The following is a 17,376-nucleotide window of genomic DNA, read 5'->3' as shown; positions in this document are numbered from 1 at the left end:
GGGAGTCCGCGTAATGACAAGGCATAATGTGCCGCACGGCAAAACGCCGCTCGCCGGTGTAGTGCGTTCCAATGGCGTTGCACCATGCGCGGCGTGACCCCTAGCCGCGATAATGGCGCGGAAGTTTTTACCATTCCGACAGCGCAATCGGCGCTCGATCTGATTTCTCCGAATCAGTGGGAGGGTAAACCGGCCCCGAATCGGGTCTGGCTTTTGGACAACTGGATTCCGGTTATGCGCGCAACGCTTTTGACCGGCGAAGGGGGGTCCGGAAAATCATTGCTCGCGCAACAGTTGGCGACGTGCGTTGCCATGGGCATTCCATTCATGGGCATTCCGGTGCGGCAACAAGCGTCGCTCTATATCACCTGCGAAGACGACCCCAGCGAATTGCATAGACGGCAAGAGGCCATCAATCGCGCTCTCGGAATAAGCATGGCCGACCTTAGGGACCGCATGCACCTTGTGTCGCGTGTTGGCGATCTCGACAATGCCATGCTTGATTTCGACTATGGCGAGAGCGTCGGGCCATCGGCCTTTTATCGACAGGTCGAATCGGCTGCAATTCGGACAGGCTCCTTTTTTCTTGTGCTCGACAACATCGCGCACCTTTTTTCAGGTAACGAAAACATCCGCCTGCACGTTGCCACATTCTGCAATGCGATGGAAAAACTCGCCCGCGATATTGGCGGGACGGTTCTGTTTCTTGGCCATCCATCAAAGGCCGGTGCGCAATTCAGCGGCTCGACAGCATGGGAAAATCAGGTGCGCTCGCGCCTTTACCTTGGCAGACCGGACGACGACGACGGACAAGCAAACACTAACTTGCGGACGCTCTCGCGGTCGAAATCCAACTATGCCGCCGTTGGCGAAAAGATCGAGATGCAGTGGCATGATTGGGCGTTTCTTGACCCTAAGGACGACCGTTGCCAGCACTTCGAAGACCTCGCGCAAGTGCAGCGCGCCACGGCAGAAAACGACCGTTTTATGGATTGCTTGGACGAAACTAACCGGCAGCAACGCCCGGTCAGTGCAAGCCAGCATGCGCAGAACTTTGCACCCAAAGCATTCGCTCGAATGACCATCGGCAAGGGCATTCCGCTCGAATCATTTGCCCGCGCCATGGAGCGTCTATTCCACCTTGACATGATCGAAGAGGCGGACCTTTTCAAAGGCCCCGACAGGAAGTTTAAGCGCGGCTTGCGCCGAACGGAAAGCATGCGGGAAGGTTGCGGGAAGGTTCCGGACGAAAGCCCTGAAACCCGCAGTAATCCTTGCGGGAAGGTTCCAAATGACCATTTGCGGGAAGGTTGCGGGACGGTTCAAAGTGAACCTCCGGAAACCCGCGATAATCCTTGCGGGAAGGTTGCGGGAAGGTTGTTTGAAACTATCCCGCAGGGGGGTGCGGTGCGGTCCCCTCTCCCTATAGGGAGAGAGGGGGACCGCACCACCCCTCCACCCCCTGCCCCGTTGCACGACGACGACGACGATCCGTTTGATTGATAGGAATGACAGTGGCAAAATGGCCTTACAACACGACGAATTGGCGAAAGCTGCGAGCGCTCAAGCTATCAGTCGAACCACTCTGCGAGCATTGCGCCGAGATTGACCGATTGGTGATGGCAACAGTTGTTGACCACGTTGATCCCATTTCAGCCGGTGGCGCACCATTCCCCTCACTCGACAAACTCAACAGCCTTTGCGTGCCGTGTCACAGTCGCAAAACGGCTCGCGGGACGGAAGCCGGTGCAATCCGAACAACGAAACCTCGCAAGGGTTGCAAGGCCGATGGCAGTCCATTGCATTCCGATCACCCTTGGCATGGTGCGCGGCAATGACCCGACAAGCGTTCAACAAACATGCGCCGACATTCCCGCATAAGGAACGTCCGCGCAAGCGTGACCATTCCCCATGAGGGAACAGAAAAATCGCTCAAAGCTGCGTCTAGGGACCCGACGCCCCCTAGGGTATTATAGTTAGTTTAGATTTCGGGAAAATCCGTTCCCGATAAGGGAACAATCCAGAAAAGCCGCCGCATTCCCCATTCGGGAACGCCAAAGCAGAGGAAAGGCAAGTCAGAAAATGGGACTAAGAGGTCCGGGATCGACAAGGCAGAGGGCGGCAGGCAGGCTTGCGCTTGTCGAAGGCCCCAGCTTGTTCAATCCGCACCCCGTCGCCCCTGCTGCGCACCCTTGGGAGCAAGCGGGCCTGACGCGAGCCGAGCGGGTGATTGCCTTTATCGAGAGCCTGCCGATCACAAAGGGCTTTGGCGTCGGTGAGGCAATCCAACTTGGCGACTTTCAACGTCAATGGATTGCCTCAATCTATGTCGATGGCAGCGACGGGACGCGAGCGGTCCGCACTGGCCTGCTAAGCGTGGCGCGTGGCAACGGCAAAACCGTGCTATGCGCCGGATTGACCCTTTGCCACCTGATAGGCCCCGAAAGCGAGCAGAGGGGCGAATGCTACAGCGCTGGGGCGACGAAGGAACAGGCCAGTTTGATCTATGCCGAAATGGAAGCGATCATCCTGCAAACCCCTTGGATGGCCGCACGGCTCAATTTGAAGGCGTTTCACAAGACCATCGAAGACAAAGAGACCGGATCGATCTATCGGGCGCTCGCGAGCGACGGCAAGTCGGTGCATGGCTTGGCGTCATCATTTGTCGTTTGCGACGAGCTGGCACAATGGAAGCGCCGCGAATTGTTCGACGTCCTGCGAACGTCGCTGGGCAAGCGCCGCGAGCCGTTAATGCTAATTATCGGGACGCAATCGCACTCTGCCGAAAATGTCATGTCCGAGCTGGTCGATTATTCGCAGCGCATCGAATCCGGCGAGATTGAGGATAGCAGCTTCCATGGCGTGTTGTATGCGGTCCCGGACGACGCCGACGCTTTCGATCCTGCCAACTGGCCGCTTGCCAACCCTGCGCTTGGCACGTTTCGCGGCGCTCGCGAAATGGCCGAAGAGGCCGAGCGCGCAAGGCGAATGCCGACATTCGAACCGTCATTCCGCAATCTGTATCTCAATCAGCGCGTCGATGCCGAGCCGAAGGCAATCAACCCCGCCGAATGGGAAGCATGCGGCGATGAGATCGACATTGAACGGCTACGCGGGCGACCCTGCTATGGCGGGCTAGACCTATCAAGCACTCGCGATCTATCCGCTCTCGTCCTTTATTTTCCCGACGATAATGGCGCGGTGTTGCCTTTCGTATGGTGCCCAAAGGAAAATCTTGCGGAGCGCGAAGAAACCGACCGCGTCCCCTATCGCACCTGGGCGAAGAATGAATTGATCGAGGCAACGCCCGGTCGGGCAATCGACAAACGGTTTATTGCGCAGCGGCTTGCCGAGATCACATCGACATTCGAATTGCGGGGTGTCGCGTTCGACCGTTGGGGATTTCAGGATTTGGAAAATATTTTGAATGCCGAAGGCGTCACCCTGCCTTTGGTGGCATGGGGGCAGGGCTATCAATCGATGGGACCGGCGGTCGATGCCTTCGAAACGGCAATGCTTAGCCAAAAGCTGCAACACGGGATGCACCCCGTTTTGCGCTGGTGCGCTGGCAATCTCGTTTTCGAAATGGACCCCGCCGGGGCGCGCAAGCCAAGCAAAAACAGATCGATTGACCGAATCGACCCGCTTGTCGCCCTTATCATGGCCGTGGGGTTATCGAGCCGCGACGAAGGGCCAAAGGTCTATCGTGGCAGCGGGATTTCATGGGTTTAACGTAGAAGAAGGAAGGAAGAAAAATGATTGAAGCACAACAATTTTGGACACCGCAAAATGAATGGCAGGCGAAGCTAAAAGCATTTGAAGATGCAACCAATGATCTCGAATCCGACGACATTAAAAGCGACCAGATGATTGATTATTATGCGGAGGCGGCGACGGCGGCACTTACCGATTTTCTATTGCATCCGGTCGATTCGCCAACAGCCATATTGGCAAAAATGGCAGTGATGAAATCGGAGGAAGTTTACGAATTCAATTCGGGCAACTTCGACAAAATTTGGACGGCATTGATTGAAGACATGAAGCGAATTTCGAGCGCGCCACCTTCACCGCAATGATGCAGTTGACAGATTTTTGTTTATGAAATACAAAAACCAAAATCAAAAGGGTTTACGTATGACGACAGTTGCAAAGTTAGTGGCGGCAATGGCGGACAAATTCCAACTCGACGAATCGTCGGTGCGGAACAAAGTCCGAGCGATGCAGGATGCGGAAATCCTGCCTTTAGCGGTGGGCCGCACGGTTCCGCACATTTCGTCTTATCATGTCGCAGCCGCAATTTTGGGCGTCCTCGCCTCTGACAAAGTGAAAGATGCTCCCAAGGCATTCAACCGGCTTCAGGCTCTTTTTGACCGCCCAATCGTGGACGGAATGCCAGAGGCGCTCGAACGCAGATTAGGCGCTCCTAAGCGCTTAGCAGACTGGCTGGCAGAACAAATCGACTTTGCACGACAGTTCAAAAACCCTCCCGACTTCCCCTCTCTTCACGTCGAAACGATCTATTCCGTAGTGATCAACTGGCCAGAATTTGAGGCATCTGCCCTTGTCGTCGATGCCGACGACGAGGACAAAATTGTTTACCGAAAGAACATTCGATTTCGGGACCATAATCAATTCGATGGCTGGCAGCGTCCCGTTAAGCACAGCTACGCTTTTAACGGTGTTACCCTTGCCCGCCTCGTTTGGACCGTTTTCCCTCAAACTGGCCAAGATGACTGAATTTTCGCCCACAAAAATGGGGTGCGCGGCGCATCCTAAACCAAGCCTTTTTGCAGGGGCGAACTGGAACTCCGAGCCAGGGAAAACTGCAATCAGGCAACGCCGCAACCAACGTCGCGAGACAGTCGGTATTTACATTTCACAATTCATATTCGCCCCGAAAGAAGGGGGTGCGCGGCGCATCCTCGGTCAAGCTGGGTTGTTGGGGGCGATTGGGTATGATTCCCCAACTTGCACGACAGCCAAGCACCGCCGCAACAACCCGCCAACGTCGCGAGACAGTCGGGAATCTCTGCGCGGGGGCATCACGCCCCCGCCTGTTAGAAAAGGATTAGACCAATGCTAAAATTAGCAGAACTTCAAGAGCGCCGAAGTGCGCTTATTACCACAATGAAAACCCATGAAGCGGATGGCGGCGAAGCTTTTGTCGCTGCGGAATCTGAACTCCATAGCGTTAACGGACAGATTGAACGCGCAAAGGCGATTGAAACCGCCGAACGTCAAGAGCGCGGCAGTCCGATTTTTGGAGATCCGAAACTCTCGACCGCGTTGCGGACGGATTTTTCGCTGGTGCGCGCCCTTGCCATGCAAGCTGGATTGAGCGGCCACGACTATGGCTTTGAACGCGAAGTGCAACCCGAACTTGCCAAGCGGGCAGGAAAAGCAGCCGAAGGCGTCATGGCACCTTTGGAATTATTCCTCGAAAAGCGCGTCCTAACGTCCACCCTGCCCGCTGGTGGACCCGGCGGACACCTTGTGCAGACGGAACTAAATGGCGAATTATACTTCGACCGGCTGCGCGCCGCAATGAAGGTGCAATCGCTTGGGGCCAGAGTCCTGAACGGACTTGTCGGCAATGTCGATATTCCCGGACTTAAAACTTCGTCGACAGTTGGTTGGGTTGCGGAAAACGCGGCGCTCACGCCGAGTGATCCCGAATATCGCAAAGTCAGCATGACGCCAAAACATGCCGGCGCCATAACCGAAGTAAGTCGCAACATGTTGCAACAAACATCGCCCGACATTGAAACCTTGATCAGAGCCGATTTTGCCGCCTTGCTTGCAGACGCGGTGGATAGGGCCGCTATATCCGGCACAGGCACAGGGGCGCAGCCACGGGGCATTTTGAGCACCGCTGGTATTGGCACCGTAGCCATGGGCACCAATGGCGCAGCCATGACAATTGACACGCCAATAGACGTCATGGGCCGGATTGACATTGCAAACGCCCCTGCAACCTCACGCGCATTCCTGACAAACAGTAAAGTCATGGTTGCGGCAATGAAATTGAAGGACTCGGACGGCCGACCATACGGATTGCAGCAGGTTTTCCAAAATCAGCGCGTCGAGTTTTCGAACAATGTCCCGGGCAATTTAACAAAGGGCACCGGCACCAATCTTTCGGCGCTTATTTACGGCAACTGGGATGATTTGCTTATCGGTTATTGGTCAGCATTCGACTTGTTGGTCAACCCGTATGAGGCCACAGCCTATGCCAAGGGCAATGTTTCGATTCGCGCCATGCTAACGTGCGACGTAAACGTGCGGTACGCCGAGAGTTTCGCAGCCGCCACGGACATATTAGCCTAATGTCCGGGCAACCCCCCATAGCCATCGAGCGGCGCGCATTTTCCGAAATGCGCGCCGTTGCGTCACGGCGGCGAATTGAGGGCTATGCCGCAACCTTTGGCAGCACGGCCAAGCTTGGCGAGTTTTCGGAAACGATACAGCCAGGCGCATTTCGTTCAGCACTCGCTGGCGACATTCTCGCGCTTATGGATCACGATCCGGGGCGCGTTCTCGGTCGAACACGATCAGGCACGTTGCGGCTATTCGAAGATAGCCGGGGCTTGGCCTTTTCGCTCGACCTTCCCGACACGCAAGCGGGGCGCGATATTCTCGCCCTTGCCGAGCGCGACGATCTGGGCGGCATGTCATTCGGCTTTTTGGTCCCCCCGAACGGTGAATTTTGGGAAGGATCGACCCGCAACTTGCGCACCATCGACTTGAAAGAAATTTCAGTTGTGAGCGCGTTCCCTGCCTATCCGGACACGAGCATTGCATTGCGGTCTAGGGCATTCGTCGATGATCGAGCGCGCCGCCGCCGAGCCATCGCAATAGCGGAGGCAAGCCAATGGGTATGATGGACAAAATTGCAGCCACCATGGGCTATGAAAAACGGGCAGCGGACCCAAGCTGGGCCGCGCTGGGCAGCAATGTCGGCTATCCCGCCACGCTATCAGCGCGAGCGAGCGAGAACCTCTCTTCGGTATTGGGTTGCGTCACCGCGATTTCATCTGCCCTCGCGTCAATTCCAGCCCTTGTTTATCAGGTGAATGATAACGGCCGAAAAGAGGTCGAGAAACACCCGCTTCGAAACCTCATTCGCAATGGCGTCAACGACAGCATGGGATGGCCCGACTTTATCGAGCATTGGACCGCATCGGCCTTGCTAACCGGCAACGGATTAGCGCAGATCGAACGCGACAGACGAGGGCAAGTTTCAACCCTCCGTTATATCCCTTGGCAATGGGTGAGTGTTGTTGAACTAACAACGGGCAGACTGGCCTATGACGTTTCAGACGGCAAAGGAAAATCATGGCGCTTGCTGCAAAGCGAAGTTTTACACTTGCGAGACCGGACCGATAACGGGCTTGTCGGTCGATCACGGTTAAGCCGCGCAGCTAACACCGTTGCAGCCATTACCGCGAGCAATGATTTTGCCCGCGAATTTTTGATAAACGGCGCGCAACCGAGCGGCGTCATTAAGTCACCCGCTATACTCTCGCTTGAGCAAATCAAAAACATCAAAGCCCAATTTCAAGAGCGATATAGCGGCGCGAAAAATGCCGGTCGAACGCTTGTTCTTGATAACGGACTGGATTGGAGCGCAGCGCAAGTTTCACCCGAAGACGCCGAATTGCTCGAAACACGGAAATTTGGCGTCGAAGAAATTTGCCGATTGTTTCAAGTCCCCCCACCGCTGGTGCAGGATTATTCGCATAACACATTCACGAATAGCGAGACGGCGGGGCGCTGGTTTGCAATGTTTTGTCTCACGCCTTGGGCGCGCAAAATCGAAGCCGAGTTTTGCCGGAGCCTGTTTTCCAGCGCTTCGCAGTTAGAGATGGAACTCGACCTCACTGGATTTCTTCGCGGTGATCCAGCGACCCGATGGCAAGCCCACGCCATCGCCCTTTCGAATAACGTCCTCGATCCGAACGAGGTTCGCCAAGTCGAAGGATGGAATCCGAGAGCGGAGCAAGCGCTATGACAAACATTGTCAAATTGCCCGCGCTTTACTCGGAAGCCGAAGCCGCCGACTGCCTCAATATATCCGTCGGCACATTGCAGCGCATAAGGCGAGAGGGCCGAATACGTTACCGACGTTTCGGCACTGGTGACGGGCGGATTAAATACACGCTGGACGATCTTAACGATTACATCGAACGCATAACGGAGGGCGGATGGCACAGAAAACAGCAAGAGCGGGACAAGTCGGACCCTATTGGCTATCCAAGCGGCCCGGCAGCGACAACTGGTATAGAACATGGTTCGACACCCGCGCTCGACAAACTCGCCGCGTCTCGCTTGGCACAGACGACTTTGAACAAGCCCAAGACGCCCTCATTCAATGGTTTGTGGAAAGCCGCAAGATCGTTGAACAATCCCCCGGACAAATAACGGTGGCCGAGCTGCTGGTGCGTGATTTCAAATCTCGCTCCAGCGGCTTGGTAAGCGCCAACGCCGTTAAAACATCGCTGGGCTATTGGACTGACTTTTTCGATGGCGCATCAATCGCAGACATTAATGCGCAGACCGTGCGGGCCTTCGTCGATGCACTCCGAGAGCAAGGCAAAGCCGACGGGTATATTCGGCGCATTCTATCCGACGGCAAGGCCGCAATTAACGCCGCGATCAAGCGCGGCGAGATAACAGCCGCACCCTTTATCGATCTTTCGCTTGCCCCCGAAGGCAAGCCCCGCGAGCGCATCCTTACAATCGACGAAATGGCACGGTTGATTGACGCGGCGACCGTGCCACATCTGCGAATCTATCTCTTGCTCGCGATTGCGACGATGGCCCGACCCAGCGCCATCATGCAACTTCAGACTTCATCGATCGATCTCGGCAGCAAAACCATTAACCTCTTGCCCCAAGGGCAGCGACAGAACCACAAGCGGCGCCCTACAGTGCCGATTGCCAACGCTATCCTGCCTATGCTGCAAAACGCCCCGCAAGGGCATCTGGTGACGTATGAGGGCCGCCCAATGGATTCGGTGCGGTCCACATTCGACAAGGCCGCAAAAGCGGCTGAAATAGCCTTGCCGGTCAATCGCTACGTTATCAGGCACACAATCATTTCAGAGGCCATGAAGCGCTGCGCAGAGCCTTGGCAAGTCGAACGCTTTGCAGGGCATGCAACGGGAAACCGAACGACCGAACGCTATGTGAAGTTTTCCCCCGGCTATTTGAACGGCGCGAGAGAGGCCATCGACAACTATTTTATTGAGGTGACAGCCCTGATGCACACTGAATTGCTTGCCTTTACAGACGCTAATGCGTTACAGTTGCGTTGCAACGACAATCCGATGCTTTCGGAAAGCGGCAGAAAAGTGGTGGAGCCTAGGGGAGTCGAACCCCTGACCTCTACACTGCCAGTGTAGCGCTCTACCAGCTGAGCTAAGGCCCCATCTGGCCGCCCATTGGACAGCCTTGGTGAGGAGCGCCACTAGCGAGCGCTCCTGTATATATCAAGTCCGAAGATTAGATGTCGTCGGGCTCATCTTCCGTGCCGGCAACGCCAAGATCTTCGTCTCCGCCCAAGTCGACATCATTGTCGGGCGAAACGTCGCCATCAACCGCATCGACGTCAATGTCGAGGTCGTCATCGGCCAGATCCGAGTCGTCCTTTTTCTTTTCGACTTCTTCAAACGGCATTGGCTGCTTCGATTTTAAAACTGGCTCTGGCGTCCACTGGTTGCCGCATTCGATGCATTCAACCGGTTCGTCCTTGGTCAGGTCGTAAAAACGAACGCCACATTTCGGGCAAGTGCGCTTGATTCCCCATTCAGCCTTGATCATGGCGGGCTTAAATCCTTTTAAACTGGCTTGGAAAGGCAACGCACATCTGTGAATCACCGTTAATTGGCGCGGCCTTTGCCACAGCGACGCGCCGCTGTCAAAAATTACTGTGGTCGTTGACTTGAACGCGCATCATCCGCAAAGCGCAAAACATCATGCACAGCGCAGTACCCAGACCCGGCAGTTTCCAGCCCAGCGGCGCGTTACTTGGCACGCTTAAGGTTCCTGGCGACAAATCCATTTCGCACCGCGCGCTTATGTTGAGCGCGCTTGCGGTGGGTGAAAGCAAAATTTCAGGCTTGCTAGAAGGCGAAGACGTGCTCGCCACCGCGACTGCTATGCGGGCAATGGGCGCGCATATAGACCGCATCGGCGAAGGTAATTGGACCGTCAACGGCGTTGGCGTGGGCGGGCTGATGCAGCCATCTGGCGCGCTCGACATGGGCAATAGCGGGACCTCGACACGGTTATTGATGGGGCTGGTCGCCAGCCACCGACTAACCGCGACCTTCATTGGCGATGCCAGCCTGTCGAAACGCCCGATGGGCCGCGTGATTGATCCGCTCAGCCAAATGGGCGCCGAGTTTACGGCAAGCCCCGGCGGGATGCTGCCGATCATGGTGCGCGGATTGGTGCCTGCCATACCGATCAGCTACCGTCTGCCGGTCGCCTCTGCGCAAGTTAAAAGCGCCGTCCTGCTGGCCGGGTTGAACATCGCGGGAATCACCGAAGTGATCGAGCCTGTGCCCACCCGCGACCATAGCGAACGAATGCTGCGCGGTTTTGGTGCAGATTTAACCGTCGATGTTGATGCCGATGGTGTGCGCCATATCCGCCTAATGGGCGCAGCAGAGCTACAGCCGCAGCAGATTGAGGTTCCCGGCGATCCGTCCTCCGCAGCCTTTTTCATTGTTGCGGCCCTCATTACGCCGGGCAGCGAAGTGACCGTCACCCATGTCGGCATGAACCCGACGCGCACGGGCATTTACAAGATGCTGGAGGCGATGGGCGCTGACCTTACTTATTCCAACGTGCGCGAGGTTGGCGGCGAGCCAGTGGCGGACATCACCGCGCGGCATTCGGTTTTGCGCGGTATCGACGTGCCGCCCGAGGTCGCCCCCAGCATGATTGACGAATTTCCGGTATTCTTCGTAGCCGCCAGCATGGCGCAAGGCCGAACAACGACGAGCGGGCTTGACGAACTGCGCGTCAAAGAATCCGACCGGCTCGCGCTCATGGCGACGGGCTTGAAAGCGATTGGCGCACGGGTCGAAGAACGCGAAGACGGCCTTGTCATCGACGGCAGCGGCGGGGAGCCGCTTGAGGGCAATGCGACCGTCAGTAGTGCACTCGACCACCGCATCGCGATGAGCTTTGCCGTGGCAGGGCAGCATTGCTATCAGGCGGTAACGGTGGATGATGTGTCGCCCATTGCGACGAGTTTTCCGACATTTGAAACTATGCTGTCGAAGCTCGCACGCAAAATTCATTGATTTTTAGGGACGCTTAGATTAGTGCGGCGTTGCAAGTGTCAGGATACCTCCTGCATTACGACCCCTGACTGTTGCTGCAGTCGGGGGTCAATGCGCTTAGGGGAGCATGTTGCTGCACGCTCCCCCTCCCGTTGCGTTACTTGGATCGCGCTACTTCAACAATCTTGAGGATCAAGGTTGCAAAAGCAAACAACGCTCCAAGTAAGAGGCAAAATTCGGCAAGTGTCATATTTGCTCCTTACATGCGGCGGGATTGCCGCCCGAACGGTTTAGGCATGAAAAATATTTATTTGAATCGCATAGTTCCCGCTTTAGAAGGTAATCTATGATCATCGCCGTTGATGGCCCCACCGCCTCTGGCAAAGGCACGTTGGCAAAGGCACTCGCCGCGCATTTCGGGCTGCCGTTTCTGGACACTGGCCTTTTATACCGCGCGGTTGGACGGCAGGTGCAATTGCACCAGGGCAACGCCGACGATGCCGCGGACGCTTTGGCCGGATGCGGCTTTCCAGACAGCTTGCTTGATGACCCCAGCTTGCGGAACGAAGAAGTTGGCGGGTTAGCTAGCCGGGTATCCATCCACCCCGTGGTGCGCGCGGCGCTCAACAAGCGGCAGGTGGACTTTGCCAATCAACCCGGCGGCGCGTTGCTTGACGGGCGCGATATCGGGACGGTTATTGCGCCACATGCTGACGTAAAGCTGTTCGTCACCGCGCCCGCAGAGGTCCGCGCACGCCGCCGATATGATGAAATGCAACGGCACGGCAACGATGTCGCATTTGCCGATATTCTCGGCGACATTCAGGCACGCGATGCGCGCGACACGGGCCGCGCCGATGCGCCGTTAAAACCGGCGGAAGACGCGCTATTGCTTGATACCGGCGATTTGACTATAGGCGACGCCGTTCAAGCTGCGATTGCTTTGGTGGAGTCTCAACTTCGCAAGAGCTAAGTAGCCGGCGTGTATCGATAGAACACACCGTCACCCTGAACTTGGTTCAGGGTCCATTTCGCCTCGCTGACCCTTGGTCTAAGTTGATGAATGGATGCTGAAACAAGTTCAGCATGACGTGGTAATCTGGTTCGATATGCACCGTATTTGAACGCTTTGCTGCTATTCGGGCATCAGGGCAACTCTGGTCAAAGACCGTCGGAACCAACCGACTGGCCGGACAAAATGTACGTAAGGACACTCTAACCTATGGCAACTTCGCCAAACCCGACCCGCGACGATTTCGCGGCACTTCTCGACGAATCACTTGGTGGCGCAGACGGTGGCTTTGAAGGCCGCGTCGTAAAAGGCACCGTAACCGCAATCGACAATGACCATGCTGTCATAGATGTGGGTCTCAAATCCGAAGGCCGTGTGGCGCTGCGTGAATTCGCTATGCCCGGCCAAAAAGCCGACCTGAAGGTTGGCGACGAAGTCGAAGTCTTCGTTGACCGCGTAGAAAATATGAACGGCGAAGCCATGCTCAGCCGCGATCGCGCCCGTCGCGAAGCCGCTTGGGATGTGCTTGAAGGCGAATTCGACGCTGGCAACCGCGTGGACGGCGTTATCTTTGGCCGTGTGAAGGGTGGTTTCACCGTTGATTTGGGCGGCGCAGTGGCATTCTTGCCCGGCAGCCAGGTTGACGTCCGTCCCGTGCGCGACGTTGCGCCATTGATGGACATCGCCCAACCCTTCGTTATCCTGAAAATGGACCGCAAGCGTGGCAACATCGTTGTATCGCGTCGCGCCATATTGGAAGAAACCCGCGCAGAGCAGCGCACTGGCCTGATCCAGAACCTCGCCGAAGGTCAAATTATCGACGGCGTTGTCAAGAACATCACCGATTATGGTGCGTTCGTTGACTTGGGCGGCATTGATGGCCTGCTGCACGTCACGGACATCAGCTACAAGCGCATCAACCACCCAAGCGAAGTCATCAACATTGGTGACACCGTCAAGGTTCAGATCGTTCGTATAAACAAGGACACACAGCGCATCAGCCTTGGCATGAAGCAGTTGGAAAGCGATCCTTGGGATGCAGCGGTTGCAAAGTATCCAGTGGGCACAAAGCTCAAGGGTGCAGTCACGAACATCACCGAATATGGTGCGTTCATCGAACTCGAAGCTGGTATCGAAGGTTTGGTCCATGTTTCGGAAATGTCATGGACAAAAAAGAACGTGCACCCAGGCAAAATCGTTTCGACCTCACAAGAAGTCGACGTTGTCGTTCTCGACATCGACATGGAGAAACGCCGCATTTCGCTTGGCCTCAAGCAAGCGCACGACAATCCATGGGCATCGTTCGCAGACAAGTTCCCAGTTGGCTCGACCGTTGAAGGCGAAGTCAAGAATGCGACCGAATTTGGTCTCTTCATTGGTCTCGACGGCGACGTTGACGGCATGGTCCATATGTCCGACATTGCATGGGGCATCACCGGCGAAGAAGCCCTGCACCTGCATCGCAAGGGCGAAACCGTCAAGGCAATCGTACTCGACATCGACGCCGAGAAAGAGCGCATTTCGCTTGGCATCAAGCAGCTTGAAAAGGGTGCCCCATCGGCAGCCGGCGCTGCTTCGGCAAGCGGCCTGAAAAAGGGTGGCACCACCACCGTGACCGTTCTTGAAGTGCGCGATGGCGGACTTGAAGTGCAAGCGGGCGAAGATGGTGCAACTGGCTTCATCAAGCGCGCCGACCTTGGCCGTGACCGTGACGAGCAACGTCCCGACCGCTTCCAGGTTGGTCAGAAGTTTGATGCGATGGTAACCGGTTTCGACCGCTCGAAAAAGCCGAACTTCTCGGTCAAGGCGCTCCAACTGGCCGAAGAAAAGCAAGCCGTTGAGCAATATGGTTCGTCCGATTCCGGCGCATCGCTTGGCGACATCTTGGGTGAAGCACTCAAAGGCGTGAAGAAGTAAACTTCGGTTAAAGCGATCATCCAAAATGCCGTGAAAAACCCGCTCCTTGCAAGAGGAGCGGGTTTTTTATATCTTTGGCACGAAATGCTTGGAAGACCGTTGTAATAATGAAAAATTTCTGGCAACCTATCGACATTATTGTAAAGCATTGTAAAGTGAACTTTGAGAAGCGCACTGCGTCGCGTTAAAAAAACCTTAAGAAAGAGACACAATATGATCCGTTCCGAGTTGATCAAAAAGCTTGAAGCCGAGAATCTGGAGCTCAAAACAGAGGAAATCGAAAAGATCGTCGATCTGTTTTTCAACCAGATCATTCAACGCCTTTCCGATGGCGGGCGTGTTGAATTGCGCGGCTTTGGCGCTTTTTCGACCCGCGCCCGCAGCCCACGCAAGGGCCGCAACCCGCGCACCGGCGCATCGGTCGAAGTGCCATCGAAGCGCGTACCCTATTTCAAACCGGGCAAAGAAGTCCGCGAAAGCCTCAACAAATAACCCGTTTGTGCAAAGGCACTTGACCCTGCGGGCGTAATGCTGTCTGCGCATGGCTAAGCGGATGTGGCGGAATGGTAGACGCTACAGACTTAAAATCTGTTGTCCTTCTGGGCGTGCGGGTTCGAGTCCCGCCATCCGCACCAATTGGCCTGAGGCGCCATTTGAGTCACTTCCTGATTAATGCAAGGCCCGCCCCACATTGCTGTTCAGTTGCGTGGGGGCTGTCTTCGGTAGCTCAGTGCCTCGGCAATGTGGATACGGCCAACGTCCGTGACGTTAGCCAAATCCGCAATGGTGCGGGCAACGCGCAATATGCGTGTGTAGCCGCGCGCCGATAGGCGCATCGCTTCTGCCGCTTGGGCCAGTAACTTCTGCCCCGCTGCGTCCGGCGTGGCAAATTCTGCGAGTGTATCGCCATCAAGATCAGCATTGGTCCGCAAGCCCGTGCCTTGCAGCCGTGCGCTTTGCAGGAAACGCACGGCCTGCACCCTTGCGGCCACCTCAGCTGAACCTTCGGCGGGGGGCGGAAGGACCAAGTCTGCGGCGCGGACGGCCTGCACATCGACATGCAGATCGATCCGGTCAAGCAATGGCCCCGATATCTTCGCCTGATAGTCCGCAGCGCAACGCGGTGCCCGGCTACATGCCAAAGCAGCGTCGCCAAGATGCCCGCAGCGGCAAGGATTCATCGCGGCGACCAATTGGACGTTGGCGGGAAAAGTCACATGGCTGTTGGCCCGTGCGACGCTGACTACGCCGGTTTCCAAGGGCTGTCGCAAACTGTCGAGCACGCCGCGCTGAAATTCGGGTAGTTCGTCGAGGAACAGGACACCGAGATGCGCAAGGCTGACTTCGCCCGGACGAATGCGCAGACCGCCCCCGACCAAGGCTGGCATGGACGCGCTATGATGCGGTGCACGGAACGGACGTGTCCGCAATAAGCGTCCACCGTCCAAAGATCCGGCGACGGATGCAATCATCGACACTTCCAATGCTTCCGCGGGCGAAAGCTCCGGCAGGATACCCGGCAAACACGACGCCAATAGCGACTTACCCGCGCCCGGTGGACCAACCATCGCCAAATTGTGACCGCCAGCAGCGGCAATCTCCAGCGCGCGCTTTGCGGTCTCTTGCCCCTTTACCATTTTCAGATCAGGGCCCGTTTGGCGCGGCTCGGCGCGCCCTGGCTCAGGCGGCCGCAGCAAGGATTGCCCTTTTAGATGGTTCAGCAAGCCCAGTAAGTCGGGTGCGGCCACGACTTCGATTTCACCAGCCCAAGCCGCCTCTGACCCTTGCATCGCCGGACATATCAGCCCGAGCCCGCGTGACGAGGCATGTAGCGCCGCCAAAAGCACGCCAGGTGATGCCGCCACCCTGCCATCCAAACCTAGCTCACCGACCACAACAAATTGCGCTAGCGCCTCTGCATCCACCAACCCCATTGCACCGAGTAATGCCAAAGCAATTGGCAAGTCATAATGCGAGCCCTCTTTGGGTAAGTCAGCAGGTGAGAGATTGATGGTGATCCGCTTGGGCGGTAATGCCAGACCCAGCGCAGAGATTGCGGCGCGAACGCGCTCGCGGCTTTCGGCGACGGCCTTGTCGGGAAGACCCACAACGGCAAAGCCTACCATACCTGGCGCGACTTGGCATTGGACTTCTACGCTGCGGGCTTCCAAGCCGAGATACGCGACTGTGGAAACAATCGATACCATATACTGTCCCCAAGGGTGGACCTCCGCCGCGCTGGGATTACGTTTCGGCGGAGGTCCGGCCGACCGGTCCAGAGATCGACAAACCCTATTGCGCAGCTAGCGGCTCCGATGGCAACTGCGGCCGGTTAGTATACCAACGGTTGGTATATCCAATTTGACGTTATCAATGCCCAAAGCGCGCAAGAAACAGTCGAAGAGTCGGGCGTTTTCCGAACTTAGAAATCGACCTGTTCATAATGCTTGGGTGGCGCGATGACTTCCATCCGTTCGGACAATAAGGGCCGAAAACTGGGCCGCGATTTAAACATGGCGTACCAAGCCTTGGTCTGCTCATGTCCATTCCAATCAATGCCGCCAAGATAGTCAGCTACCGAAATCTGAGCCGCTGCAGCCAGATCAGCCATCGTCATTGTTGAACCCGCCAGCCACGCTCGGTGGTCGATGAGATAGTCGATATAATCGAGATGGCCGTTCGCCAACTTCATCGCTTCGCGCAGTATTTTGGCTTCGGGCGGCTGACGATCAATCAGTCGCTTCTTCATGCGTTCATGCAAAAGCGGCTGAGTCACGTCGCCATAAAATTGTTCGTCGAACCAAGACACGAGGCGGCGAATTTCGGCGCGATATTGCGCGGTGCCGCTGATCATCGGGTTCGTTGGAACAGTTTCGTCGATATATTCCGATATCGCCACCGAATCGGACAAAGTAATATTGCGTTCGGAATCGCGCATCACGGGCGTTCGGCCCGCTGGGTTCATTTGCACAAATTCGTCGCGCTGTTCCCACGGATTCTCACGCACCAAGCTGTATGGCACGCCTTTTTCGCCAAGCAGCAGACGCACTTTGCGCGAAAAGGGACAGAGCGGATATTGATGGAGTTGCCACATTTGCATCTGTTAGGACTGGTTACACAGAAAGTGAAGGGGGCGTCGTCCTAAAAGCACAG

Annotated in this window: 17 protein-coding genes and 2 tRNA genes; 15 read left to right on the top strand and 4 right to left on the bottom strand. The window is 56.2% G+C overall.

What is annotated here, in order from left to right:
• Positions 1-234 precede the first annotated feature (234 nt).
• From HEQ18_RS11460 to HEQ18_RS11415, 10 genes are all read left to right on the top strand, one after another.
• Positions 235-1,503 carry an AAA family ATPase gene (locus HEQ18_RS11460; protein WP_432814814.1) on the top strand — a complete coding sequence of 423 codons (1,269 nt, stop codon included), beginning with the start codon at positions 235-237 and terminating at the stop codon, positions 1,501-1,503.
• Positions 1,504-1,508: 5 nt separating this feature from the next.
• Complete coding sequence (locus HEQ18_RS11455; protein ID WP_432814813.1) at positions 1,509-1,838, top strand: HNH endonuclease signature motif containing protein; 330 nt, start codon at positions 1,509-1,511, stop codon at positions 1,836-1,838.
• Between the two features lie 316 nt (positions 1,839-2,154).
• Positions 2,155-3,732, top strand: coding sequence for a terminase large subunit (locus tag HEQ18_RS11450; RefSeq protein WP_432814812.1), 1,578 nt, complete (start codon positions 2,155-2,157; stop codon positions 3,730-3,732).
• A 23-nt stretch (positions 3,733-3,755) separates the two neighbouring features.
• Positions 3,756-4,076, top strand: coding sequence for a hypothetical protein (locus tag HEQ18_RS11445; RefSeq protein ID WP_432814811.1), 321 nt, complete (start codon positions 3,756-3,758; stop codon positions 4,074-4,076).
• Between the two features lie 58 nt (positions 4,077-4,134).
• Positions 4,135-4,737: a hypothetical protein gene (locus HEQ18_RS11440; protein WP_432814810.1), complete on the top strand. Its 603-nt coding sequence runs from the start codon at positions 4,135-4,137 to the stop codon at positions 4,735-4,737.
• Between the two features lie 339 nt (positions 4,738-5,076).
• Complete coding sequence (locus HEQ18_RS11435; protein ID WP_432814809.1) at positions 5,077-6,327, top strand: phage major capsid protein; 1,251 nt, start codon at positions 5,077-5,079, stop codon at positions 6,325-6,327.
• On the top strand, positions 6,327-6,881 hold the full coding sequence (locus HEQ18_RS11430) for an HK97 family phage prohead protease (protein ID WP_432814808.1): 555 nt from the start codon (positions 6,327-6,329) through the stop codon (positions 6,879-6,881). Before HEQ18_RS11435 ends, HEQ18_RS11430 begins: the two co-directional genes overlap by 1 nt.
• Positions 6,872-8,011: a phage portal protein gene (locus tag HEQ18_RS11425; RefSeq protein WP_432814807.1), complete on the top strand. Its 1,140-nt coding sequence runs from the start codon at positions 6,872-6,874 to the stop codon at positions 8,009-8,011. Before HEQ18_RS11430 ends, HEQ18_RS11425 begins: the two co-directional genes overlap by 10 nt.
• The gene (locus HEQ18_RS11420; protein ID WP_432814806.1) at positions 8,008-8,421 is read left to right on the top strand and encodes a helix-turn-helix domain-containing protein; all 414 of its coding nucleotides are present in this window, start codon (positions 8,008-8,010) and stop codon (positions 8,419-8,421) included. The genes HEQ18_RS11425 and HEQ18_RS11420 overlap by 4 nt, the downstream gene beginning before the upstream one ends.
• Before the next feature lie 326 nt (positions 8,422-8,747).
• Positions 8,748-9,404, top strand: a complete 657-nt coding sequence (locus HEQ18_RS11415; RefSeq protein WP_432816002.1) for a tyrosine-type recombinase/integrase — start codon at positions 8,748-8,750, stop codon at positions 9,402-9,404.
• Here the strand turns inward: HEQ18_RS11415 and HEQ18_RS11410 are convergent.
• Positions 9,355-9,430, bottom strand: a tRNA-Ala gene (locus HEQ18_RS11410). The genes HEQ18_RS11415 and HEQ18_RS11410 overlap by 50 nt on opposite strands.
• Before the next feature lie 74 nt (positions 9,431-9,504).
• The gene (locus tag HEQ18_RS11405; RefSeq protein WP_432814805.1) at positions 9,505-9,822 is read right to left on the bottom strand and encodes an FYDLN acid domain-containing protein; all 318 of its coding nucleotides are present in this window, start codon (positions 9,820-9,822) and stop codon (positions 9,505-9,507) included.
• 155 nt (positions 9,823-9,977) lie between these two features.
• Between HEQ18_RS11405 and aroA the strand changes: the two genes are divergently transcribed.
• The 5 genes from aroA (at position 9,978) to HEQ18_RS11380 (ending at position 14,858) form a co-directional block, all read left to right on the top strand.
• Complete coding sequence (gene aroA, locus HEQ18_RS11400; protein WP_432814804.1) at positions 9,978-11,315, top strand: 3-phosphoshikimate 1-carboxyvinyltransferase; 1,338 nt, start codon at positions 9,978-9,980, stop codon at positions 11,313-11,315.
• Positions 11,316-11,640: 325 nt separating this feature from the next.
• A complete protein-coding gene (locus HEQ18_RS11395; RefSeq protein ID WP_432814803.1) occupies positions 11,641-12,267 on the top strand; it encodes a (d)CMP kinase in 627 nt (208 codons plus the stop codon).
• 249 nt (positions 12,268-12,516) lie between these two features.
• Complete coding sequence (rpsA, locus tag HEQ18_RS11390) at positions 12,517-14,223, top strand: 30S ribosomal protein S1 (protein WP_395616337.1); 1,707 nt, start codon at positions 12,517-12,519, stop codon at positions 14,221-14,223.
• A 213-nt stretch (positions 14,224-14,436) separates the two neighbouring features.
• Positions 14,437-14,715, top strand: a complete 279-nt coding sequence (locus HEQ18_RS11385; RefSeq protein WP_296196381.1) for an integration host factor subunit beta — start codon at positions 14,437-14,439, stop codon at positions 14,713-14,715.
• Positions 14,716-14,772: 57 nt separating this feature from the next.
• Positions 14,773-14,858: transfer RNA gene (locus tag HEQ18_RS11380), tRNA-Leu, on the top strand.
• 63 nt (positions 14,859-14,921) lie between these two features.
• Here HEQ18_RS11380 and HEQ18_RS11375 read toward each other — a convergent pair.
• Positions 14,922-16,430, bottom strand: a complete 1,509-nt coding sequence (locus tag HEQ18_RS11375; RefSeq protein ID WP_432814802.1) for a YifB family Mg chelatase-like AAA ATPase — start codon at positions 16,428-16,430, stop codon at positions 14,922-14,924.
• Between the two features lie 215 nt (positions 16,431-16,645).
• The gene (locus tag HEQ18_RS11370; RefSeq protein ID WP_397603911.1) at positions 16,646-17,317 is read right to left on the bottom strand and encodes a glutathione S-transferase family protein; all 672 of its coding nucleotides are present in this window, start codon (positions 17,315-17,317) and stop codon (positions 16,646-16,648) included.
• Positions 17,318-17,376: the final 59 nt, after the last annotated feature.

Origin of the sequence: Sphingorhabdus sp. (assembly GCF_050921905.1) — a bacterium.
Classification (GTDB): Bacteria; Pseudomonadota; Alphaproteobacteria; order Sphingomonadales; family Sphingomonadaceae; genus Sphingorhabdus_B.
This window is presented reverse-complemented; position numbering and strand designations above follow the sequence as displayed.